This is a genomic window from Riemerella anatipestifer ATCC 11845 = DSM 15868 (assembly GCF_000252855.1).
GTDB classification, from domain to species: Bacteria; Bacteroidota; Bacteroidia; order Flavobacteriales; family Weeksellaceae; genus Riemerella; species Riemerella anatipestifera.
Genome location: NC_017045.1, coordinates 1,600,862 through 1,624,232, shown reverse-complemented (window position 1 = coordinate 1,624,232; position 23,371 = coordinate 1,600,862). Strand labels below are relative to the sequence as shown.

Annotated in this window: 23 protein-coding genes; 12 read left to right on the top strand and 11 right to left on the bottom strand. The window is 36.1% G+C overall.

Annotation, left to right across the window (positions count from 1 at the left end; all coding sequences use genetic code 11):
* Positions 1-10: 10 nt before the first annotated feature.
* The 5 genes from RA0C_RS07695 to RA0C_RS07675 all read right to left on the bottom strand — a co-directional run bounded on the left by RA0C_RS07695 (position 11) and on the right by RA0C_RS07675 (position 5,655).
* On the bottom strand, positions 11-1,417 hold the full coding sequence (locus RA0C_RS07695) for a hypothetical protein (RefSeq protein WP_004916329.1): 1,407 nt from the start codon (positions 1,415-1,417) through the stop codon (positions 11-13).
* Positions 1,418-1,421: 4 nt separating this feature from the next.
* The gene (lptE, locus tag RA0C_RS07690; RefSeq protein WP_004916326.1) at positions 1,422-1,964 is read right to left on the bottom strand and encodes an LPS assembly lipoprotein LptE; all 543 of its coding nucleotides are present in this window, start codon (positions 1,962-1,964) and stop codon (positions 1,422-1,424) included.
* 3 nt (positions 1,965-1,967) lie between these two features.
* The gene (locus RA0C_RS07685) at positions 1,968-3,242 is read right to left on the bottom strand and encodes a sigma-54 interaction domain-containing protein (protein WP_004916323.1); all 1,275 of its coding nucleotides are present in this window, start codon (positions 3,240-3,242) and stop codon (positions 1,968-1,970) included.
* Between the two features lie 28 nt (positions 3,243-3,270).
* Positions 3,271-4,704 carry a tRNA (N6-isopentenyl adenosine(37)-C2)-methylthiotransferase MiaB gene (gene miaB, locus RA0C_RS07680; RefSeq protein WP_004916321.1) on the bottom strand — a complete coding sequence of 478 codons (1,434 nt, stop codon included), beginning with the start codon at positions 4,702-4,704 and terminating at the stop codon, positions 3,271-3,273.
* A gap of 156 nt (positions 4,705-4,860) precedes the next feature.
* Positions 4,861-5,655 (bottom strand): DUF2797 domain-containing protein, encoded by a 795-nt coding sequence (locus RA0C_RS07675; protein ID WP_004916314.1) that lies wholly within the window; start codon positions 5,653-5,655, stop codon positions 4,861-4,863.
* Positions 5,656-5,772: 117 nt separating this feature from the next.
* Between RA0C_RS07675 and RA0C_RS07670 the strand changes: the two genes are divergently transcribed.
* From RA0C_RS07670 to thiL, 3 genes are all read left to right on the top strand, one after another.
* Positions 5,773-7,512, top strand: a complete 1,740-nt coding sequence (locus RA0C_RS07670; RefSeq protein WP_004916308.1) for a DUF4153 domain-containing protein — start codon at positions 5,773-5,775, stop codon at positions 7,510-7,512.
* 103 nt (positions 7,513-7,615) lie between these two features.
* Entirely contained in the window at positions 7,616-8,113 is a 498-nt protein-coding gene (locus RA0C_RS07665) for an acyl-CoA thioesterase (RefSeq protein WP_004916307.1), read from the top strand.
* A gap of 15 nt (positions 8,114-8,128) precedes the next feature.
* Complete coding sequence (gene thiL / locus RA0C_RS07660; RefSeq protein ID WP_004916306.1) at positions 8,129-9,181, top strand: thiamine-phosphate kinase; 1,053 nt, start codon at positions 8,129-8,131, stop codon at positions 9,179-9,181.
* A 60-nt stretch (positions 9,182-9,241) separates the two neighbouring features.
* Here the strand turns inward: thiL and RA0C_RS07655 are convergent, their stop codons facing one another.
* Entirely contained in the window at positions 9,242-10,099 is an 858-nt protein-coding gene (locus tag RA0C_RS07655; protein ID WP_004916304.1) for a GLPGLI family protein, read from the bottom strand.
* 178 nt (positions 10,100-10,277) lie between these two features.
* Between RA0C_RS07655 and bioB the strand changes: the two genes are divergently transcribed.
* Entirely contained in the window at positions 10,278-11,375 is a 1,098-nt protein-coding gene (bioB, locus tag RA0C_RS07650; RefSeq protein ID WP_004916302.1) for a biotin synthase BioB, read from the top strand.
* Positions 11,368-11,988: a DUF502 domain-containing protein gene (locus RA0C_RS07645; RefSeq protein WP_004916300.1), complete on the top strand. Its 621-nt coding sequence runs from the start codon at positions 11,368-11,370 to the stop codon at positions 11,986-11,988. The genes bioB and RA0C_RS07645 overlap by 8 nt, the downstream gene beginning before the upstream one ends.
* 16 nt (positions 11,989-12,004) lie before the next feature.
* Here the strand turns inward: RA0C_RS07645 and RA0C_RS07640 are convergent, their stop codons facing one another.
* The 4 genes from RA0C_RS07640 to RA0C_RS07625 all read right to left on the bottom strand — a co-directional run bounded on the left by RA0C_RS07640 (position 12,005) and on the right by RA0C_RS07625 (position 17,559).
* Entirely contained in the window at positions 12,005-12,868 is an 864-nt protein-coding gene (locus RA0C_RS07640; RefSeq protein WP_004916298.1) for a GLPGLI family protein, read from the bottom strand.
* A 70-nt stretch (positions 12,869-12,938) separates the two neighbouring features.
* The gene (locus RA0C_RS07635) at positions 12,939-14,588 is read right to left on the bottom strand and encodes a DNA repair protein RecN (RefSeq protein WP_013447053.1); all 1,650 of its coding nucleotides are present in this window, start codon (positions 14,586-14,588) and stop codon (positions 12,939-12,941) included.
* Positions 14,589-14,632: 44 nt separating this feature from the next.
* Positions 14,633-15,856, bottom strand: a complete 1,224-nt coding sequence (locus tag RA0C_RS07630) for a 3'-5' exonuclease (protein ID WP_004916295.1) — start codon at positions 15,854-15,856, stop codon at positions 14,633-14,635.
* A 152-nt stretch (positions 15,857-16,008) separates the two neighbouring features.
* Positions 16,009-17,559, bottom strand: a complete 1,551-nt coding sequence (locus RA0C_RS07625) for a helicase HerA-like domain-containing protein (RefSeq protein WP_013447052.1) — start codon at positions 17,557-17,559, stop codon at positions 16,009-16,011.
* A 145-nt stretch (positions 17,560-17,704) separates the two neighbouring features.
* On the opposite strand from RA0C_RS07625, the gene RA0C_RS07620 reads away from it, so the two are divergent.
* The 7 genes from RA0C_RS07620 to RA0C_RS07590 all read left to right on the top strand — a co-directional run bounded on the left by RA0C_RS07620 (position 17,705) and on the right by RA0C_RS07590 (position 22,389).
* Positions 17,705-18,148: a hypothetical protein gene (locus RA0C_RS07620; RefSeq protein WP_013447051.1), complete on the top strand. Its 444-nt coding sequence runs from the start codon at positions 17,705-17,707 to the stop codon at positions 18,146-18,148.
* Positions 18,149-18,220: 72 nt separating this feature from the next.
* Positions 18,221-19,015, top strand: coding sequence for a sulfite exporter TauE/SafE family protein (locus tag RA0C_RS07615; RefSeq protein ID WP_004916292.1), 795 nt, complete (start codon positions 18,221-18,223; stop codon positions 19,013-19,015).
* A gap of 13 nt (positions 19,016-19,028) precedes the next feature.
* Positions 19,029-20,435 carry an MBL fold metallo-hydrolase gene (locus tag RA0C_RS07610; RefSeq protein WP_004916291.1) on the top strand — a complete coding sequence of 469 codons (1,407 nt, stop codon included), beginning with the start codon at positions 19,029-19,031 and terminating at the stop codon, positions 20,433-20,435.
* A gap of 3 nt (positions 20,436-20,438) precedes the next feature.
* The gene (locus RA0C_RS07605) at positions 20,439-20,852 is read left to right on the top strand and encodes a rhodanese-like domain-containing protein (protein WP_004916290.1); all 414 of its coding nucleotides are present in this window, start codon (positions 20,439-20,441) and stop codon (positions 20,850-20,852) included.
* Positions 20,849-21,643 carry a hypothetical protein gene (locus RA0C_RS07600; RefSeq protein WP_004916289.1) on the top strand — a complete coding sequence of 265 codons (795 nt, stop codon included), beginning with the start codon at positions 20,849-20,851 and terminating at the stop codon, positions 21,641-21,643. Before RA0C_RS07605 ends, RA0C_RS07600 begins: the two co-directional genes overlap by 4 nt.
* 129 nt (positions 21,644-21,772) lie before the next feature.
* A complete protein-coding gene (locus tag RA0C_RS07595; protein WP_004916288.1) occupies positions 21,773-22,084 on the top strand; it encodes a rhodanese-like domain-containing protein in 312 nt (103 codons plus the stop codon).
* 5 nt (positions 22,085-22,089) lie between these two features.
* Entirely contained in the window at positions 22,090-22,389 is a 300-nt protein-coding gene (locus RA0C_RS07590; RefSeq protein ID WP_004916287.1) for a thioredoxin family protein, read from the top strand.
* Between the two features lie 77 nt (positions 22,390-22,466).
* On the opposite strand, the gene fabD is transcribed toward RA0C_RS07590, so the two are convergent.
* A complete protein-coding gene (fabD, locus tag RA0C_RS07585) occupies positions 22,467-23,342 on the bottom strand; it encodes an ACP S-malonyltransferase (RefSeq protein ID WP_004916286.1) in 876 nt (291 codons plus the stop codon).
* Positions 23,343-23,371: the final 29 nt, after the last annotated feature.

Below are 23,371 nucleotides of genomic sequence, written 5' to 3'. Positions count from 1 at the left end.
TTAGAGAAATCTAAGCTCTTCCACCCATTCTCATTTGTTTAATTTCTTCTATTTTTTCTGCATAAATATCAACCTTTTCTGGATATTTATTTTGTAAAATACCATAAGCCTCAATAGCCTTAGTATAAAGATGTTGTTCTACATAAAGCTGAGCTAAGGTTTCCGTCATTAGATGAGAAATATCATCACCTTTTTCTTTGATTACAAACTCTTTTTCTTCTTTAATAGGTGTGTGTTTATCTACCTTAGCAATGCTAGGATTAGTCTCTATAAACTTGTCTATAATTTGAGATTTTTTATCAACTTCAGAAACCGCCGTCCTATCTATTTTGAGCCAATTTTGCCAAGTATTGATGAAACTTGGGATATTACTTTCTTCAACCTTTAGTTGTTGATTTTCAGCAGCAATAACAGTATCTATCGGAGCTGGAGTATCGCTAAAAAAGGAAACATTTAAAGCTTGTCTCTCTTCCGATTCTTCCCCTAAATCTTCTAGAGTTTCCTCCTTTACCAGAATTTCTGTATTATTGTTTTCCACCAAGATAGGCTCTTCTTTCACCTCCTCCTTAAATTCTAGAGATGGTTTGGATTTACCTATCAAAGCATCGGGCAAATGCGTTTCAATAGACATAGGCTTCCACTCTGAAACTAAATTTTCTTCTAGCTGAGGGCGGCTGTCGTTTAACTTATCTTCCATAGATTCTACTAAAACTTCTAAGGGTGTTTCCTCCGTTACAACAGATTTTTGTTCTTCTACTATGTTTCCTTTAACCACTTCGCTTTTTATGTTGCTTTCAATCTTTAATTCGGTATCGGGTGTTTTAAATTTAATGTTTGGTAAAAATGCTTCCATTTCTTGAAAACTTAAACTTGTAGCTTCTTCCTCTTTTCTATCTGTCTCAAAAACTTCCTCTTTATCTACCTCTATTTTTTGAGCATTGACTTCTTCTACAATCTCTATTTTTTCATCATTCTGAACCTCATCAGTGAATGATGATTGTAACTCCGTAGCTTCATCAAAATTTACCACTTCTAACTCTTCCTCCTCTAAAACAATCCCCATAGCCACAGGTATTTCCTCTGTGTTTTCAGATAAAACATTGGTCTCACTCGGAGTTACCGCTTCTTCTACCTTCTCAACAGATACTTCTTCAGAAACCAAAGGTTGAGCCTCCTCTACTTTTTTCGGTTTACCAAAAATCAACTGATATAATATCTTTTTATCTGTGGTAAAAGCGGCTGTTTCTGATAAAACCGAATTGTAATTTTCAGGGAAAAACTTGTGAGTACCCATCAACTTCAAAGCCCTTAACGACTGTAGATAAGGTTGATTTTTAAGCTCTTTATCTAGCAAAGCCACATCGTCTTTCTGAATAAGCTGAGGCTGTTTTATAAGTTCTAAAATTCTAGCATTCATAATTTTACCAGTTGGCTACTATGTCGTTAAATATCTTATTGATGATTCTCTCATTCACGATTTGAACCTGAGAACTTTCTATCTGAGTAATATCTAAATCACTATTATAAACCGCTTCATCGGTATAAGTTCTATCAAAACTAAGCTGAGGGTCTATTTTATTTTCATACCTTACCTTAACACTAATTACTAGTTTGTTTTGAGCTGCTTGCATCACTCCACCTTGTGTGGACACTCCTGTAGATATTGTAGTTGGCTCGTTAAGGCGATAATCTACAATCTCTCCTTCTATCATCAAATCAGGATTTTGAGTGGCTCCTTTAAGGGTGGTTCTCTGCAAAAACCTGTTTTGTAAAGCTATGGTAAACTGCTGACTTAACTCTGGATTAACCAAAGCCGCATTGTTAGGAAATGTTTTTATCTGTATTGTTTTCATTTCCGGTGTCAAAGAATTCCCCGTAAAGCTATAACAACTTGTTAGGAACAAGAAACTCAAAAATGAAAATAATATTTTACTCAATCTCATTTGATGATAGATAATATTCATAATTTAGTCTTCTAAATCATATTGTTTAATCTTACGATAAAGTGTTCGTTGAGAAATACCTAATGCTTCCGCCGCTTTATTTCGTCTTCCGTTATGCATTTCTAGTGCTTTTACAATAAGCTCTCTCTCATTGTTCTGCAAAGATAAAGATTCTGGCTTAGCTTCTTCTACCTCTATATCTTCAATTTCCACATCATTTTGCACGGGGGCTACCATACCAGACTCTATACCACTATTTTGATTTTCAAAATAAAGTAAAGACCCCGTATTAACCGCCGCTGTATCTGGTGTATAAATTCTATTGATAAGGCTCTTCTCGTGATGGCTAAAATCAGAATTTCCTCTATTTTTTATCAGCTCCGAAGTTAATGATTTCAAATCATTGATATCGTTCCTCATGTCAAAGAGTATTTTATACATAATCTCTCTCTCGGAACTAAAATCGGAACCCGAACCACCCATTGTATTCTTCTGAACTAAAGCAGGTAATTTATTTTCCGTAGGAATATACTCTGCCAATCTTACAGCATCTATTTCTCTTTTTTGCTCCACCACCGTCATCTGCTCTACCAAATTCCTCAACTGTCTCACATTCCCAGGGAAAGGATATTGTTCTAAATAATTTACCGCATCATCAGTAAGTTTAAGTTCAGGCATACGGTATTTTTCTGCAAAGTCAATTGCGAATTTTCTAAAAAGCAAATGGATATCTCCCTTGCGTTCTCTAAGTGGTGGCATGTCTATCTGCACCGTATTCAGACGGTAAAATAAATCCTCACGGAAACGCCCATCTTGTATTGCACTCAACATATTAACATTGGTTGCCGCCACAATACGCACATTAGTTTTCTGTATTTGGGAAGACCCTACCTTCATAAACTCTCCACTTTCTAATACACGCAACAGACGAACCTGTGTTTGTAAAGGTAACTCTCCTACCTCATCTAAAAAGATAGTTCCGCCGTCTGCCACTTCAAAATAGCCTTTTCGTGTGGAAGTTGCCCCTGTAAAAGCCCCTTTTTCGTGTCCAAAAAGCTCGGAATCTATAGTACCCTCTGGGATAGCCCCACAGTTTACCACGATATAAGGTTGATGCTTCCGGCGTGATTCGGAGTGAATGATTTTAGGAATAAACTCTTTACCAACCCCACTTTCTCCAATCACCAAAACCGAAATATCCGTGGGTGCTACCTGTATGGCCTTTTCTAAGGCTCTATTGAGTACGGGATAATTGCCTATAATCCCAAATCTATTCTTTATATTTTGTAGCTCTGACATCTCTGATAAAAATTAAAGGTTAAAAAACTTAGTTCACTCTCCCCAAAAGTGTGCCTTGCGTATTATCGTAGACAAAAACAGAAACTATGTCTCCTATCTTCTGCCCTTCTTTCTTATCAAACACACAAACCGCGTTTTGGGAGTTTCTTCCCTTCCATTGGTTTTTATCCTTTTTACTTTCTCCTTCTATCAGAATTTCATGATGACGCCCTACATAACCTTTCATTCTCTTTCTAGAAAGCTCTCCCTGCAAATCTATTACTTCCTGCAAACGGCGTTTTTTAACCTCTGCAGGAACATTGTCTTCCATCTTCTTATGAGCAGGCGTCCCTGGTCTTTCTGAATAAGCGAACATATAACCGTAATCGTACTCTACCTCTCTCATAAGAGATAAAGTATCTTGGTGGTCTTCTTCCGTCTCATTACAGAAACCTACTATCATATCTTGAGAGAAAGCCACATCAGGCACTATTTTTCTGGCTTCTCTAATAAGCTCTAGGTACTCTTCTCTAGTATGCTGTCTGTTCATTAGTTCTAGCATTTTGTTGCTTCCCGTCTGAACGGGCAAATGCACATACTTACAAATATTAGGATATTGAGCCATTTTCCTAAACACCTCCAAGCTCATATCTTGAGGGTTAGAAGTAGAAAATCTGATACGCATCTCTGGCACCGCCTTTGCCACCATCTCTAAGAGTTGAGAGAAATCCACCGCCGTAGCTTTCTGCATCTCTGTGGCTTTATCAAAATCTTTTTTAGGACCGCCACCGTACCAAAGGTAAGAATCTACATTCTGCCCTAGTAAAGTAATTTCCTTATAGCCGTTTTCCCATAACTCTTGACATTCTTTAATAATAGAATGTGGGTCTCTACTCCTTTCTCGCCCTCTAGTGAACGGCACCACACAGAAAGTACACATATTATCACAACCTCTAGTAATGGTTACAAAAGCCGTAACTCCATTGCCACCCAACCTCACAGGGTTAATATCTGCATAAGTCTCTTCCTTAGAAAGAATCACATTGATAGCATCTCTACCGTCTTCGGTTTCTTTAAGTAGGTTTGGTAAATCTCTGTATGCATCGGGACCAACTACCAAATCCACCAGCTGCTCCTCTTCTAAAAATTTGGTTTTAAGCCTTTCTGCCATACAGCCCAAAACCCCCACCGTAAGACTTGGTTTTTCTTTTTTCAAATTCTTGAACTGAGACAAACGCATTCTTACTGTTTGCTCTGCTTTTTCTCTAATAGAGCAAGTGTTAAGCAAAATTAAATCTGCTTCTTCTACCTTTAGAGTGGTATTGTAGCCTTCATCATTTAAAATAGAAGCCACGATTTCGCTATCAGAAAAATTCATCTGACAACCATAACTTTCTAAAAAAAGTTTCTTGGAATTACCCTCCTTTTCTGCTATGGCGTAAGCCTCTCCCTGACGACTTTCGTCTATATATTTCTCTTGCATAGTCTATTGTATTAAATATTACCCTCAGGATAATCTAATCCGCAAATATACTAATTATTATGACAAAATGGCAGATAAAAACTATCATATCATGAGAAATACAACTCGGTTGCTTTCAACTGAAGACGACACTTTATTTTTCAAACCTTTTTTAAGCTAATCTTTTATTTCAAGTTCTACCACATAGCCCTCGTGGGAACGAACATTCATTACACTACCATCTTCAAATGCCAAGTACTGCCCTTTAACTCCTTTTAAAATACCTTGATATTCTCTTGCCTTACTTAAATTTATAGAGGTAATTTTTTCTAAGGGCGTATAAGGATACTTTAAACTATAAAGCTCAGACTCTATCACGAACTTTTGACTCTCTTTTGGGAATAAACCAACAACTTCCTCTCTTAACGCAAACAAATCCACTTCGCTAGCACCATCATCAGAGAGCATTTTTCGCCAATTGGTTTTATCGGATAAATGAGTTTTAAGAGCTACTTCTATAACTCCTGCTTCGTAGCGGTTTTCCGTCTTTGCTATGGGTAGAGCCTTTGTTGCCCCTTGGTCTATCCATCTGGTAGGCACTTGTGTTTGTCTGGTAACTCCTACTTTAACCTCTCCCGTATAAGCCAAATAAACCAAATGTGGTTGTAGCTGTATTTTCCGCTCCACCTCTATATCTCTTTCTTCTATATCTAAGTGGGCTTTAGAAAGTTCAGGCTTTAGGATAGTTTCACTAGCGTAAGGGCTTTCAAAAAAACATTTTTTACAAAACCCCATCTGGTACACAGGCTCATCGTTCCCACATTCCACACACTGAAACCCTATATGTTTTATACTCAACCTGCGATTAAACAAAGCGTTGATATGCAGTAAATCATTAGATAGATTAAGGTAATATTGGATAGGTTCTGCCAGCTGTGCAGACATCTTGAGTACTTGCCCTGTAAATAACATCTTTTGTGAATTTTGCTCAAAAATACAGATTAAATTCGGCAGTAACAAACCTGTGAATTATCAGACTTTGCCACTAAAAACAAAAATAATACATTTGTTATCTAATTTAATCTAATTATGAAACTACTTAATAACGCTCTCAAAAATTTAAAGAAAGTAGTTGCCAACTACCCAATGGTACTACTTTCGGCACTCATTTCTTATATTGCTATCATTACGGCTATTATTTGGGATACAAAGTCCGATTTTGTTTATAATATGACAGTTATTGCCTTTGTTTCTGCCACGGGGATAGGTTTGTTCTTTTCTCTAAAAAAGCTAAGTGATGTTATAGGTAAAAAAAGGCTTCTTAATATCTTGGGTGTTGTGCTATTAGTGGGATATTACGCTACATTTCCCGATGATTACTCTCAGTTCGAAAACTTCACCTTTACAATCATTCCGGTGGCTGTGATTATCCATTTATTTATTTCGGTGGCTCCTTTTTTACCAAAAGTTAAAAATGAATACTCCTTCTGGAACTATAACAAAAATTTGTTTGTTAACTTCGTACTGTCCTCTATTTTTAGTGGTGTTCTAGCGGCTGGAATTCTTTCAGCTATCAATATCTTTAATAGTTTATTTGGCATCAATGGTAATTATAAAATATATCCTATCTTATTTTCTGGCATATCCATTTTAGGGAATACCATTATTTTCCTTCTTTTTGAAGAAAGAAGCAGAGAAGAAGAGCACACTAATACTGTAACAGAATTCCCTATCGCACTCAAATTCTTCACCCAATACATACTTATCCCTCTTCTGTTCATCTATTTAGTGATGATGTACCTGTATGCTGCTAAAATTATTTTCTTATGGGAACTCCCTAAAGGCTTGGTATCTATCACTGTGATTAGCTATTCTTTAGTGGGGATATTCGCCTTACTTTTGGTACACCCACTAAAAAATGAAAATAGTAAATCGTGGGTTAAATGGTTCTCCAAAATATTTTACTTCTCGCTTGTGCCAATGCTAGTATTACTATTTGTGGCGATTTTCACTCGTTTGTTTGATTATGGAGTTACAGAGTCTAGATATTTTGTCCTTTTAATGGCGATATGGATTACCTTGTGCACCTTTTATTTCATTTTTAGAAAGAAGACTTCCATATCGTTTATCCCTAAAAGTTTGATGGCATTTTTAATCTTTGCGTTAATTTTCCCTTACTTCAATGTATTTTCAGCATCTAAGAGAAGCCAGCTAAACCGTTTACATCAGGTATTGTCTGAAAACGGACTGCTCGTGAATGGCAAAATCAATTTTAATAAAGTGATAAAGCGTTCTGTTTTTTATGAAATTAGTGATGCAGGAAGGTACTTAATTAACCGAAATGCAAAAGATGAACTCGCCCAATACCTTGATGAAAAACACATTAAAAACCTAAACAAAGAGTACCCTTCTTTTGTAGAATATGACGATTTTACCACTATAAATGATGAAACAGGAAGCATTACTGAAAGAGGTAATGAATATAAATACTTCAACTTAAAAGACAGAACACAAGCGATACCTTTTGACGGCAAAGGCTGGATTCTAAGTACTGAATATGATAACAATGCCGAACTAACAATAGAAAACAAATCATTAAAAGTAAATAGTAGCCTACTCATAAGCCTAGATAACAAAGAAGTAAATTTTGCACCAGATATTACTGAGTTTGCTAAAAACACTCCTTCGGGCGAAGTGGAAGAAATGGCATTCACAAAAAACCTTGAGGGCTACCGTATAACGATATACATTAACCGTATTGATTATAATGTTGAAAAAGAAGAAGTAACCTATGCGAATATAGAGCTTATTACAATTCAAAAACTTTAAAGCAAATACAACAGTAGTTGTACTATAAAATACCTTTATACGAAGTATTGCTAAAAACCGTTTTACTTTAAATTTTCTTACCTTTGACCTTAAAAAATTAAAAATGTCAGTATTCTACCATAAATTTGAAGTGCGTTGGAGCGATATAGACGCCAACAGACACCTTGCCAACTCCGCCTATGTGCAGTATTGTGCCCAAACGAGAATGGCTTTTATGAACCAACATAAAATGGGACTTGCACAGCTTAATCGTTGGGGAATTGGCCCCGTACTTCTTCACGAAAAGTATTCGTTTTTTAAAGAAATTTACGCAGACCAAACGGTTTATGTTTCGTTGGAGGTTTCGGGCGTGTCAGAAGATGCCAGCATCTATGCTTTTACTCACAAGTTTTATCTGCCTGACGGCACCCATTGTGCAACTTCGGAAGTAGTGGGCGTATGGATAGACACTATGCTACGAAAAACCACTACACCACCTGATGATATTTTGGTAAGTTTAACACCGTATAAAACAGAAAACACCAAAACGCTAAGTAGAGAAGACATCAAAAATCTTCCTTTCAGACCAGAAAATATAAACCCTTCTGTTTTTCAATCTTAATTTTTAAACTTCATTATGTTAGAAGAAAAGAAAATGGCACTTACTCCAGTTTCTCAATTAGGAGAGTTTGGACTGATAAAACATTTAACCGATAAATTTAGTTTAAAAAACTCCTCTTCGGAACTGGGCATAGGGGATGATGCTTCTATCATCAATCCAGAAAATAAAAAAGTGGTTATTTCCACCGATGTTTTAGCAGAAGGCGTACATTTTAATTTAGGTTATGTTCCACTAAAGCACCTAGGGTATAAGGCTGTTGTAGTCAATCTAAGTGATATTGCCGCTATGAATGCCACACCTACACAAATATTGGTTTCTATGGCGGCTTCCAACCGTTTTCCTGTAGAGGCTTTTGACGAAATTTATGCAGGTATCGCTTTAGCTTGCGAACACTACAATGTGGACCTTGTGGGGGGCGATACTACCAGCTCCCAAGCAGGACTTATATTGAACATTACAGCCATAGGACTCGCAAACGAAAATGAATTAGCCAAACGAAGCGGTGCTAAACCTAACGACTTATTAGTAGTTACGGGAGATTTAGGTGGTGCATATATGGGGCTTCAAATTCTAGAACGAGAACATTCGGTGTACTTAACTAATCCTAATATGCAACCCGAAATGGAAGGCTACGACTATATCCTAGAACGCCAACTAAAGCCCGAAGCAAGAACAGACATCAAAAAGACTTTAACCGAACTGGACATCACTCCAACCTCAATGATAGATATTTCTGACGGATTGGCTTCGGAGATACTGCACTTGTCAGATCAAAGCAAAGTAGGTTTTAGGCTGTACGAAGAGAAAATTCCTATGGATACTCTTACTATAACTACGGCAGATGAGTTTAATCTAAACCCTGCAATGGCAGCCCTTAACGGTGGTGAAGACTATGAACTCTTATTCACCATTTCTCCAAACGATTATGAAAAGATAAGAAACCACCCAGATTTTACTATTATTGGTCATGCTACGGAGTTAGAACAAGGCAATTATTTGGTACTAAGAGGGAGCGAACAGCTCACGCCACTTACCGCACAAGGCTGGGACGCACTACTTTCAAAGTAAATATTTTTCATAAAGAAAAAGGCTTATACTTTTTTCCGTATAAGCCTTTTTTTTGAACAATCAATGTTCTGTTTTTTCTATCAGATTTTCATTTTCAAAATTATGAAGTTTTTGTTTTTGTCTTTCCAATAAATTTCTCACATTTTCCGCAGAAGTATCAATCCCCATACTGGCAGCCTCTGCCACAAGCCTTTCTATATTGCTTTTCTTCATTTTTCGTATTTCTGAAAAGGTGGCTGGGGTAGCCTTTTTGTATCGCGAGTCTTGTAAAGAAAGTGCTTTGCCGTTAAGGTTATCTTTGAATGTAGATTTTACCAATTCAAAACTAAACTCGCCATCTTCACTTTCTATTTTCACCACCAAACCTGGCAAGCTTGTAAATTTATAAGGTCCGTAAGGCAACGGAATCTCTGGGGCATACCAAGCCACCCAATCTCTACCTTTGTAGTGTAGCATTGCTTTTTTGCAACTGAAAGTATTGATAGTTTCGCTTTCATTTATCAATTTCCAATCTTTGATGACTGGCTCTTTATAAGTATATGAACTACTTCCATTTCCCTCAAAATACTGATTTTCTTGGCTGGTTTGTAAAACGCTATAATCATATTTACCTTTCAATCTATCAGACATTGTAACATTAATAGGTCGTCCTTTTGGTGTGGCGGCAAAAGCTCTGTAAATATCACTTTGTCTTGCAGAGTCATTTTTCGCCATATTTTCACTAAAAAAGAAAGCTTTGTCCTTTAAAACTTGCAAAAGAAAAACTTCCTCATCTACGAAAGAATTAGTTTTATCCAATTTCGCCTTTAAAAGATAGGCAAATTCTACTTCCAGCGTATTTTCATCATTCTTTTGAGCTAATAATAATGTGGAGAAAATTAAGCCTAAAAATATTACTACATTCTCTATTTGTTTCATTATAATCTTCAATTTTTCACCAAGATAAAACTTTCGTATAAATATCCAAAAGTTTTTTATGAAATATATCTAAGTTAAATAAAAAGCACTTTGTAATTCTAGTTTTTCATCTTTCGTTAAAGAAAAAATAAGTAAATTTACAACCTCTAATTTGAACAAAAATCTATAACAAAATAAAATGATTAAACAAAACTGGACGACCCAAGAGATTTTAGATATTTATAACTTGCCTTTCTTTGACTTGATTTATCGTGCAGCAGAGGTTCATCGCCAACACCACGACCCTAATAAAATACAAGTATCCTCGCTCATTTCTGTAAAAACAGGAGGTTGCCCAGAAGATTGTGGTTACTGTCCTCAAGCAGCAAGATACCACACAGAGGTTAAAATCCACGAGATGTTACCTGTAAACCAAGTAAAAGCTCAAGCCTTAAGAGCCAAGCAAAATGGCATTTCTAGGGTATGTCTAGGAGCAGCGTGGAGAAATGTAAAAGACGGTCCTGATTTTGACCATGTGCTAGATATGGTAAGAGAGGTAACCAAACTAGATATGGAAGTATGTTGCACCCTAGGAATGCTTACCGAAAATCAAGCTAAAAGGCTAGAAGAAGCTGGGCTATACGCCTATAACCATAATATAGATAGTTCCGAAGAATATTATAAAGAAGTGATTTCTACCCGTGCTTTTGAAGACCGATTAGAAACCATCAATAATGTAAGAAAAACCTCTATCACCCTTTGTTCTGGAGGAATTATTGGTATGGGAGAAAGTGTGGAAGACCGCTGTGGAATGCTAAAAGTTTTAGCCAATATGATGCCACAGCCCGAAAGTGTTCCAATCAATGCTTTGGTTGCCGTAGAAGGAACGCCTATGGAAGACCAAGAACCTGTAAACATTTTTGAGTTTGTAAGAATGGTAGCGACTGCTAGAATTGTTTTACCTAAAACTCAAGTAAGACTTTCCGCAGGAAGAACAGAATTTTCTAAGGAAGGGCAAGCACTTTGTTTCTTTGCAGGAGCCAACTCTATTTTTGCAGGAGATAAATTATTAACCACCCCTAACCCTGATATTAACGAGGACAAAACCTTATTTAATCTATTAGGAATAAAACCTCAACAACCTTTTGAAAAACACGCTAAAAGAGAGGTAGTGGACAAAGAAAACAGCCAGTACAGAGCTCTAGGAGAAAATCCTAAATGGACTAGACCTGGACACAAAATACCAAGAAACGAAGAGAAAAGACAATCTAGTAGCTCTCTAAAAGATAATGAATAAAAACTTAAACGATTATCTTGGACTCTTCCTTCGTTCTTTTTTGCAAGGATTAGTCATTATCGGTCCTGTTGCTGCAACGGTATGGATTATTTGGTATATTGTTTCTAGCATAGACAACATTATACCTTCCATTGCGGAGAAATTTCCAGGTCTTATCTTTATATTGGTAATCAGCAGCACGGCACTTATAGGCTGGCTAGGTAATAAATTTCTGTTAGGAAGAATCTTAGTAGATAGTATAGATTATCTACTTGAGCATACGCCAGGTATCAAATTCATTTACACTTCTTTAAAAGATGTGATGTCTTCTTTTGTTGGAGATAAAAAGAAATTTAATATACCTGTACTCATAAAAACTAACGATTCCCCAGAAGTTTGGAGAGTAGGCTTCCTTACTCAAAAAGAAGTTTCTATCATGGGACTTCAGGAGCATGTATCGGTCTATCTTCCGCATTCTTACGCCGTCTCTGGCTGGGTAGTTTTGGTAGAAAGTAAAAATGTAAAATTATTAGAAAATATCAACGCAGCTGATGCCATGAAATTTGCGGTAAGTGGTGGAGTTGCTGGATTTCCTAATGATATTGTCGTAAAAAAAGAGACTAACTTAGGTTAGCCTCTTTTTTACAATTTTATTTTAGTTCAATAGGGTTATTATTTTCGTTTAAAAACTTTTTCAGTTTCACTTCCGCTTCTTTTATTTTATCTACAAAATAAGAACCGTCTGGAAGTTTATATTCTTTCATTGCTGGATTATTAAAATGTGTTTTGATAGAAGCAAATGGGTCTTGCTTATAGGCTTGATAAGCTTTATCAAACTTCTCGCGAGTTACCTCTATCCCATTCCCCGCACCAAATTCTTTCATCATTTTATCCATATATGGTGTTGCTTTTTCTTCAGAGAGTTTCTCATTTCCTTTAAGCACCCACTGATAATGGTTTTGGGTATCTTCTATTTTAACAATAAGCCCCGGTAAACCATAAAATTTATACGGACCATCAGCAAAAGGAATATCTGTAGTAAACCAAGCTACCCAATTTCTTCCACCAAAAGAAGTGGTTGCTTTTTGTGTAGAGTAATTTTCTATCGTAGCTTTTTCTGTTTCTATTTTCCAATCCAGTTTTACAGGCTCTTTATATACAAACTTTTTTTCCAAAATAAAGTCTTCATAAGCTACCTCTTTAATTGGGTAAGGCTTTACTATAGAATAAGTAAATTTACCTTGTTTTAATCCAAATTTTTCTTGGTCAAACATATTACCTGTTTTCTTAACTTGTTCCATAAAAGCCTTCATCAGCGAATCTTGAGAAACCGCCATATAATCTCTATAAACCGATTTATCTTTCCACACATCTAATACCGTAAGCTCTTTTTCCACCTTGTTAGCAGAATCTTTGCTTGGTTTAAAAGTCATTTCATAAAAGAAACGATTAACCTCCTGTGCAGAAAACAACCCTGCTAAAAGAAGTAACACTAAAAGATTTATTTTTTTCATAATTAAAATTTTATTCTAAACAATAAGTAGCAAAACCATTGGATTTGTTACAACATAATTACTGTTTTTCTTATTTCATCAGCTCCTTAGCCTGTTCTAGAGCAGCGTCTGTAATCTTGGCTCCTGATAAGATTTGGGCTATCTCGTGTAGTTTTTCATCTTCTGATAACGAGATAATTCTAGACTGCGTTCTGCCTTCCACCTCGCTTTTAACCACTTTGTAATTATGGTGTCCTTTAGCCGCTACCTGTGCCAAATGGGTAATCACTATCAATTGCATATCTTTAGCCATTTCTTTCATCACCTTTCCTATTTCCTCTGCCACTCTTCCAGAAACGCCTGTATCTATTTCATCAAGAATTAAAGTTGGTAAAGCTGTCGTTTCCGCCATTATTTTCTTAACACTTAGCATCACTCTAGAACGCTCTCCGCCAGAAATTGCGGACTGTATAGGTTTAAGCGGAAACCCCGTGTTGGCTTGAAATAAAATATTGATGCTCTCTTTCCCAAAGGAATTAAATGTTTCTACCTCCGAAAAACTAACTTCTATTTTTGCTTTCTCTAGACCTAACTGTTTCAGTAGCTGCTCTATTTTATCTTTAAACACAAGACTGGCATTAACTCTAGTTGAAGACAATTCTTTTGACAAAGTTTCTAACTGAGTTAAAGATTGTTCCAATTTTTGAGTAATATCACCTATCCTCTGCTCTAATGTATCAAAGCTATTTTGCTCTTCGGACAGTTTATTTTTAATAGCTAGTAAATCCTCCACTGTATCTACTTGGTGCTTTACAAATAGTGTATTGATTTTATTAACTATCGTTGTAAGTTCAGATAGTAAATGTGGATTCATTTCTATTTTTTCTACCTGATTTTCTACTTCGCTTACAATATCTTTAAACTCCTCAAACACAGAATCTAAACGCTGACTAACCTCATCAAATTGAGAGGAAGCCTCCGATACTCTATACAGTTTCGTTTTAGCGTCCGCTAAAGCATCTAATACCCCAATCTCCTCTTGATGAAAACGAGAAATCACCGCAGCTAAATTCTCCGATATAAATTCCGCATTTTCTTGCGTATTTAATTGATTTTTAATCTCTTCAAAATCTATCTTATCTAACGCTAATTCTTCTAATTCTTGGAGTAGAAAAGACTTATAATCTCTCTCTTTAAGTCCTTCTGATAAATGATTTTGAGCTTCTTCTAAATCCTTCTTTAAATTCTGATAAGCCGAAAAAGTCTTTTGATATTCTGCTAAAATAGACTGATTTTGTGCAATGCCATCTATAATCTTAAACTGATAAGCCTCCGTAAATAACAACGAAGTTTCAAACTGCGAATGTATATCCACCAACTTAGATGATAAATTTTTAAGAACATCTAATGTTACAGGGACATCGTTCACAAAAGCCCTAGATTTGCCACTTGGGAGAATTTCTCTCCTAATGATGGTGAGATTTTCAAAGTCTAAATCATTCTCATCAAAAAAGGATTTTAAGTCGTTAGAAACTTCAAACTCAGCCTCTACAACACTTTTTTGTTCTGCATCTGCCACTGCTTTCAAGTCAGCTCTCTCGCCAAGAATCAGCCTTAAAGCTCCTAAAATAATAGATTTACCAGCTCCCGTTTCTCCTGTAATGACCTGCAAACCCTTATTAAGATTTAAACTCAATTTATCTATAAGGGCAAAATTTTGTATGTAAATTTTATTTAGCATAAGTACAAAAATACGAATTTAACTTTCAGCTCTGAAAGAAAATATTAGCTAGGAATCTCCTGTATTTTAAACTCATTTCTGAGCAAGGCTAACTTTATTTCGTTTTTCAAATCAGAAGAAACTCTATCTACTTTTATTTTTAACTTCGAAAGTTTATCGTAAGTGCTTATCTGGTGATACCAATCGTAAAATCCATAACCCGACACTTGTCCTTTTTCTATCAACAAAAACGATTTTTCGCCTCTCGTCCTGCCCTGTCCTGTAAAAAGGATATTTTTATCTTTAAAACTTAAAAACTGTTCAAGAGCTTCTTTGTTATTTAAAACTTCGTGATTTTTAATAAAATTAAGCACTTTTCTCCCCTGCGAATGGGTTTTAAATTTAATCATAGGCAATAACGGCATATCTCTACGCACTCTTTTGACAAGCCATTCATCATTTTCAAAAAAAAGTCCATACGGCAAATGTGTCGTTTTGGCAAGACCTTTAGTATTCATAATCAGCTTTGCAAACAACTCTGACGCCACTAGTTCATAAGAAATCTGTTCTACTTCATTTTGTATTTTTTGCCACTTTTTAGATTTGGCATTAAATACCTTCTTCGCAAACTTATAAATACCATCTGTAACCTCGGATAAAATAACCTTTCCTCTAGCATCTTGGAAATAAACAATCCCTCGTTCTGCTGGTAAATCTTGCGTAAGAGCTTTAATTTTATTGAAGTAAGTTTTTGCATTAGCTTCCTCAAAGTGGGATTGGATAATCTCGTTATCTTTATCCTTAGTCATTAGCAGTTTAAAAAGGTCTAGCGTTGCTCTAGCATCACTACTTGCTCTATGATGTTCTGCCAAAGGTATTCCTAAAGATTTTACCAATTTCCCCAAAGAATAACTTTCTTCATTAGGAATAAGTTTTTTGGCTAAAGGTATAGTGTCTAATGTTTCTATACTGAAATGATAACCCAATCTCTTAAAAGACTGCCTTAACATTCTATAATCAAAATCTACATTATGCCCTACTAAGGTGCTTCCTTCCGTAATTTCAATAATTCTTTTGGCAATTTCGTGGAACTTGGGAGCTGTTTTAACCATTTTAGGCGTGATGCCTGTCAGTTTTTGAACGAAATGAGAAATATCGGCTTCTGGATTTACCATAGAGATAAATTGGTCTACTATCTTATGCCCATCATAACGATAGATAGCGACCTCTATAATGCACTCCTCTCGGAATGCACCACCATTACTCTCTATGTCTATTACCGAATACATTTAGTTTTTAAAATAAAAACAATCACAATATCAAAGGGTGCAAACTTGCGGATATTTTTCATCAAATGCAAATTTAACCACCGCTTAATCCACAAAAAAATGATTCAGATTTAATCTGAATCATTTAATTTTATAGGTTATGATATTAATTGTTAGTACCTTCTCCTAGAAGTGGATTTTAATCCAAGCATACCTAGTATGGCTTTTGCTCCTTCTCTCATTAGAGTTGTACCAAAAGTTTTAGCCATAGGACTTTTCAATACAGTGTCAAATATGCTAGGTTCTTCTTGTTCTTTAGTCACGGTTGTTTTAGGTGCTTCTTGAACAGTCTGACTTCCATCAGCTACAGGAACCATTCTTTTAGATAAAATCTCGTAAGCACTTTCTTTATCTATACTATTCTGATATTTCTTAACTAAAGCTGACCCTGCCGTTAGATTATCTATCTCAGTAGCCGTTAATACTCCCATTCTACTTTCTGGCGAAATAAGGTAAGTCTGTACCAAAGGGGTCGGGATACCTTTCTCGTCCAACGCAGTTACAAACGCCTCTCCTATTCCTAAATTTTGGATGAGTTCTTCAGCTTTATAATACTCTGTAACAGGATAGTTTTGTATGGCTTTTTCTATTTCTTTTCTATCTTTAGCTGTAAACCCTCTCAATGCATGCTGAATCTTAAGACCTAACTGACTCAAAACATTCTCTGGCACATCTCCAGGTATTTGGGTAATAAAGTAAATACCAACTCCTTTAGAACGAATAAGTTTCACCATAGTTTCTATCTGTGAAAGCAAAGTTTTGGAGGCTTCTTTAAAAATTAAATGAGCTTCGTCTATAAAAAGCACCAATTTCGGTTTGCCACTATCGCCTTCCTCTGGAAAAGTAAGATAAATCTCGGCAAACAAAGACAGCATAAAGGTAGAAAATAGGTTGGGTTTATTCTGAATATCGTCTACACGCATAATATTCACCACACCTTTCCCATCTTTGGTTTGTAACAAATCATTAACCTCAAAGCTAGGCTCACCAAAGAACGCTGTTGCCCCCTCTTGCTCTAAAGCTACAATAGACCTCAAAATAGCCCCTAACGATGCTGGTGCAATAGAGCCGTAGTTTTCTGCTATTTCTTTCTTACCATTATCGTCCGCAGTTACATACTGCAATACTTTTTTAATATCTTCTAAATCAATTAAAGGCAAGCCCTTATCATCGCAATATTTAAAAACAATGGACATAATGCTACTCTGGGTATCATTAAGACCCAATATTTTACTAAGTAGCACCGGTCCAAACTCTGTAACCGTAGCTCTTAACTGAACACCTTTAGCCCCAGAAATCGTCATTAACTCTACTGGAAAAGATTGAGCGTTATATGGTAGTTCTGTTTTAGCATAGCGTTCTTTAATGATGTTATTTTCTTCCCCTGCCTCTGCTATTCCTGAAAAATCACCTTTAATATCCATTACTAAAGACGGTATTCCTGCATGGGAAAGCTGCTCTACAAAGACCTGTATAGTCTTCGTTTTTCCTGTTCCTGTAGCCCCAGCTATAAGACCATGACGGTTTAAGGTTTTTAACGGAAGTTTTACATCTACCTCTTTTATTACCTCTCCATCTAGCATTCCCTTCCCTAGGATAATACTATCTCCTTTGGAGCTATATCTACTGCTTAGTTCTTCTATAAATTTAGTTTTGTCTGCCATTTTACATTTTTTGATGGATAAAATTAAGAAATAAAACTGAATAATAGCTCTTTTATCTATCTTAAATAATCTCATCTAGGACAAACCAGTCCTAAATGTGGTAGATTTTGCTTATATTTGTTACTCTATAAAAGATATAATCCTTATGGAAAAAGAAATCATTTTAAAAGCCATTGCTAACGAGCAACAAAAGATAGTGGATAACCTACAAAAATCTGTAGAGCGTTACCGTATAGAGTCTGACATAGATGAAGACGCTACTCACGACCCTGAAGACTTTTCGCACCAAACGGAAGCTAAAGATATGCAGCTTAGGTTTGAACAGATGGCAAATACGGCAAAAAATCATTTAGCATTCATAGAACATTCCGCTCAAGAACACCATACAAGTATTGAAAGTGGTTGTCTTATTAAAACCGACAAAAGTTATATTTTTATTGGAATTTCAGTGCCACCATTCAAATACGAAGGGAAAGATGTGGTTTGTATATCCGAAGAAGCACCTATCTATTCAAAAATTAAAAATGCTAAAGTAGGAGATAAGGTTGATTTTGGTTCGCACCAAATTGAAGTTATAGAAATAGCCTAATCCAAAAAACGGACTTCTGTAACCCAAGTTTCATAACTTGTAAAGCGTAAGTCTTACCTTTGTATCAAAATTATGGAGCTACTCGGTTATTTTTTCGCTATCATTATTGGTTTGGTACTCGGTCTTATGGGCGGTGGTGGGAGTATTTTAAGCGTCCCTGTTTTTGCCTACCTTTTTGCGTTGGATGCCGTTACCTCAACTACACTCTCTTTATTTGTGGTTGCTTGTAATGGATTGGTAGGCTCTTTGGGACACTTTAAAGAGAAACAAATACACCTCAATACCGCTTTACTATTTGGTATCCCTTCCGTCTTAGGAGTGCTTTTCTCTAGGAGGGTGGTTGTACCTCATCTACCCGAGTACATCATCAACCGTTGGGGTATTTGCCTTACTAAAGATATGTTTCTTCTCATTTTATTTGCCTCACTAATGCTTTTAGCTTCCTACAAAATGATTGTGAGAAGTAAAACTGAACCAAGCACCCTAGAGATTTCTCCATCTAGAAATACCTTGCTTATTTCTCAAGGGCTGTTGGTAGGCATTATTACGGGGCTAGTAGGTGCTGGTGGAGGATTTCTTATCATTCCTGCTTTGGTAATGATTTTAGGGTTAAAAATGAAAGAAGCTATTGGCACCTCACTGTTTATTATTACCCTTAGTAGTACTATAGGTTTTGTAAGCTCTTTAGACAAAGTCGCCATAGACTGGTATTTTCTCTTATCTTTTACAGGGCTATCTATTCTAGGAGTTTTATTAGGTTTAGCTTTATCTAAAAGAGTAGATGGTAAAAAACTCAAACCTGCTTTTGGTTGGTTTGTGTTAGGTATGGGAGTTTATATCCTAATTAAAGAATTAATTTTAAAATAAAAATAGAATCATTATGAAAATAGAACAAATATACACAGGTTGCCTTGCACAAGGTGCTTATTACATTACTTCTAACGGCGAAGCAGCCATTATAGACCCACTGCGTGAAGTACAACCTTACTTAGAGCGTTTAGAGAAAGACGGTGTTACCCTAAAATACATTTTTGAAACTCACTTCCATGCTGATTTTGTATCGGGACATTTAGATTTAAGTAAAAAAACAGGAGCTCCTATCATCTACGGTCCTACTGCAAAGCCTAGTTTTGAAGCTATTATTGCAGAAGACCATCAAATTTTTGAGTTAGGAAAGGTTAAAATAAAAGTGCTACACACCCCAGGACATACGATGGAAAGTGCGTGTTTTCTACTCCTTGATGAAAACGGAAAAGAAACTGCATTGTTTAGTGGTGACACGCTATTTTTAGGTGATGTAGGGCGTCCTGATTTGGCACAAAAAGCCACTAATCTTACTCAAGAAGAGTTAGCGGGACTATTGTACGAAAGCCTTTACAACAAAATTCTCCCTCTACCAGATGAGGTTACCGTATATCCAGCACACGGAGCAGGTTCTGCTTGTGGCAAAAATATGATGAAGGAAACCGTGGATAGTCTTGGCAACCAAAAGAAAATAAACTATGCCCTCAACCAGTCTAGCAAAAAGGCTTTTATAGAGGCAGTTTTGGACGGACTTACCGCTCCACCACAATACTTCGGAATGAATGTGGCTATGAACAAAGGAGGCTACACCAGCTTTGATGAAGTTTTAAAAAACGGTAAAGAGGCTCTATCCGTAGAAGATTTTGAAACCGTGGCAGAGAATACAGGAGCTTTAATCCTTGACACTAGAAATGCGGCTGATTTCCATCAAGGTTTTGTGCCTAACTCTATCAACATTGGTCTTAAAGGCAGCTTTGCTCCTTGGGTAGGTGCAATGATTGTAGATGTTAAGCAACCCCTGCTATTAGTTTGCGAAGAAGGTACCGTAGAAGAAACCATTACTAGGCTTGCTCGTGTGGGGTTTGATAATGTAGTGGGCTACCTCAAAGGTGGTTTTGACTCGTGGAAAAATTCAGGAAAAGAAATAGATACTATTAAAAGAATTTCTGCCGAAGCCTTTGCGAATGAATACCACAAAGACACAAAAGTAGTAGATGTAAGAAATATAGGAGAATACTCTGCTGAGCATGTAGAAGACGCCCTTAGCCGCCCTCTTATGGAGATTAACGATTGGGCAAAAGAACTAGACGATACACATTTCTACATCCATTGTGCAGGAGGTTATCGTAGTATGATAGCCTCTAGCATACTCAATTCTAGAGGTATCCGAAACTTTACAGAAGTAGATGGTGGTTTTGCTAAAATTAAGGAGACTTCAGTACCTACCACTGATTTTGTATGTCAATCTAAAATTAAATTCTAAACCATGAAAGCCATACATCTGTTGATACTTGGCGGAGGTTTAGCTCTGGGGCTTGCCTCCTGCCAAACAACTAGTAAAGCCAAAGATACTGGAATTATCTGGTGTGTAGCCGATACAAAAAATACTAGCGAAGCAAATATCAAAAAAATTATAAATGCTCCCAATAGTATTTTGGTGGATGTAAGGACTCCAGAAGAATTTGCAGAAGGCAGTGCTAATGGAGCCATCAACATACCTTTAGACCAGTTAGAAAATCATTTAGATAAGCTAAATTCTTCGCAGAATATTGTACTTTTCTGTCGTTCTGGAAGACGCTCCAAAGAAGCTAAGACTATTCTAGAGAAACACGGCTTTAAAAAAGTGTATAACGCTGGGGCTTGGAACGAAGTAAAAAACCTACAAAAAGAAACAAAATGAATACTCTAAAAGACAAATTTAGATACATCTCAGTTACCATATTAGCAGTTTTGTTATTTGGAAACTCCTACGCACAAGACAGAATAAAGATTGATTTTTTTGAACAAATTAAAAATTATAATCTTTCCAAAGTTATTGCTGCAGATAGTATTATTTCGGAAAACAGAGAAGAAAAAATAAAAGAAAAGGCAAAACGACCCGAAATATTAGGCTTCATAGGAAATAATTATCAAAGATTTTTTATTCATTTTACCTCAGTTATTCAGAACCCAACAAATCCTTATGAATATTTGGTATCTGGAAAAACAAAAGTTAGAGAAACCATCTGCACATTTCAAGGAACAATCACTATTAAACAAGCTAAAATCTATAAAAGTAGTGACTTCCCAAATTACAAACAGGGATATGCAGATTGTGATGTAACTCTGTATGAAGATAAAAAACAACCTTCGACTGGATTTATAAAAGGTAAACTAAAGAGTCATTTTTTGATAGACGATAAAGGGCAATTTCGATACGATGCCTTAAATTTCTTTTCTGATGGTTTTTCAAATAATCAATTTGTTGGTAGTTGGACGAGCTATAAAACAAATAAAACTAAAAGATGTAATTGGGGAGACTACAGAATTCCAGAAAGTGGCGACCTTGATATTGGAGCAGGAGAATTTAGTGTTAATGATAAATATCTAAAAAACGGTTGGAAAATTTATAAGCTTGCTCAAGAAGGTTTTACCGAAACTTCAGAAACGAAACAAGCCAAACAAAAGGAAGAAGAACAATGGTGGAGGTAAAAGTTAACATAGAAATTATTTATTTAGGTTCTAGACTAGCAAATATTTTTATTATAATTCAAGAGCTTTAACAGATATTTTAATTTCAATATAAAATCCTAGATTTGCATTAAACATATTAAATAAATTATGCTAAACTTTATAAAAAAACTTTTTGGAGGGAACACCGTAGATTTTCAAGATTTAGCCGCAAAGGGAGCCCAAATAATAGATGTGAGAACGAAAGCCGAATACAATTCAGGGCATATTTTCAACTCCATCAATATCCCATTACAGGAGCTAAACCAAAACCTCAATCGCTTAGATAAAAGCAGACCCGTAATTACCTGTTGTGCCAGTGGTATGCGTAGTGCTTCGGCTAAATCTATCTTATCTAATAATGGTTTCACTGCTTATAATGGTGGAGGCTGGAGCTCTCTTCAGAAGAAAATCTTAAAATAAAAATTATGTCTCAAAAATTTAAAGAACTTATAGAATCTCCCAAACCTGTACTCATAGACTTTTTTGCTACTTGGTGCCAACCTTGCAAGGTACAGTCTTCGGTACTCAACACCGTAAAAGAAAATGTAGGAGATGCGGCTAGAATTGTAAAAATAGATATAGATAATTACCCTTCTATCGCTAACGAATACGGCGTAAGAAGTGTACCCACTCTTATGATTTTTAAAAATAGTGACCTTCTATGGAAAGGCAGTGGCGTACACGATGTAAATACCCTAACTCAACTTCTTAAAGATTTTGCTTAAGTATAAATTTCTATAAAAAAACTTGCACTCTTTATAGAGAGTGCAAGTTTTTTATTAAACTCGTTTACTTAGTTTTTTTACATTGCAGAAGATACCACCACTTCTGAACTTATCTTTTTGATTAACCCTTGTAATGTTTTACCTGGACCTACTTCCACAAAAGAAGTTGCACCGTCTTTAATCATATTTTGAATAGACTGCGTCCACTTTACAGGTCCTGTAAGCTGTGCAATAAGGTTTTGTTTGATATCCTCCTCATTAGCCACCGCAGTGGTTGTAATATTTTGATAAATAGAGAAACTCGCCTTTCTGAATTTTGTATTTTCTATCGCTGTTGCTAACTGGTCTTGTGCAGGCTTCATTAGTGGTGAATGAAATGCTCCATTAACAGGTAATAGCAATGCTCTCTTAGCTCCCGCTTCTTTAAGTTTAGCACAGGCTTCCTCTACTGCTTTGGTTTCTCCAGATATTACCAATTGCCCAGGGCAGTTATAGTTTGCAGGTACTACTACCCCATCTATTTGAGTACAGATTTCTTCCACTCTCTCATCTTCCAAACCTAAAATAGCTGCCATAGAAGAAGGATTAGCGTCACACGCTTTTTGCATGGCATCAGCTCTTTGTGCTACTAATTTTAAACCGTCTTCAAAAGATAAAACACCACTCGCTACCAATGCCGAAAACTCTCCTAAAGAGTGTCCAGCTACCATCTGAACACCTGTGGCATCTATAGCTTTAACTGCGGCTACTGAATGTATAAATATTGCAGGCTGCGTTACTCTAGTTTGTTTTAAATCTTCCTCTGAACCATTAAACATAATTTTCAGGATATTAAAACCTAATATCTCATTAGAAAACTCCATTAAGTCTTTAATATCTTTTCTACTGTCGTACAGTTCCTGTCCCATTCCTACAAACTGAGACCCCTGACCTGGGAACACTAATGCTTTCATACTTATTTTTTCAAAGATTATCTCTTTAG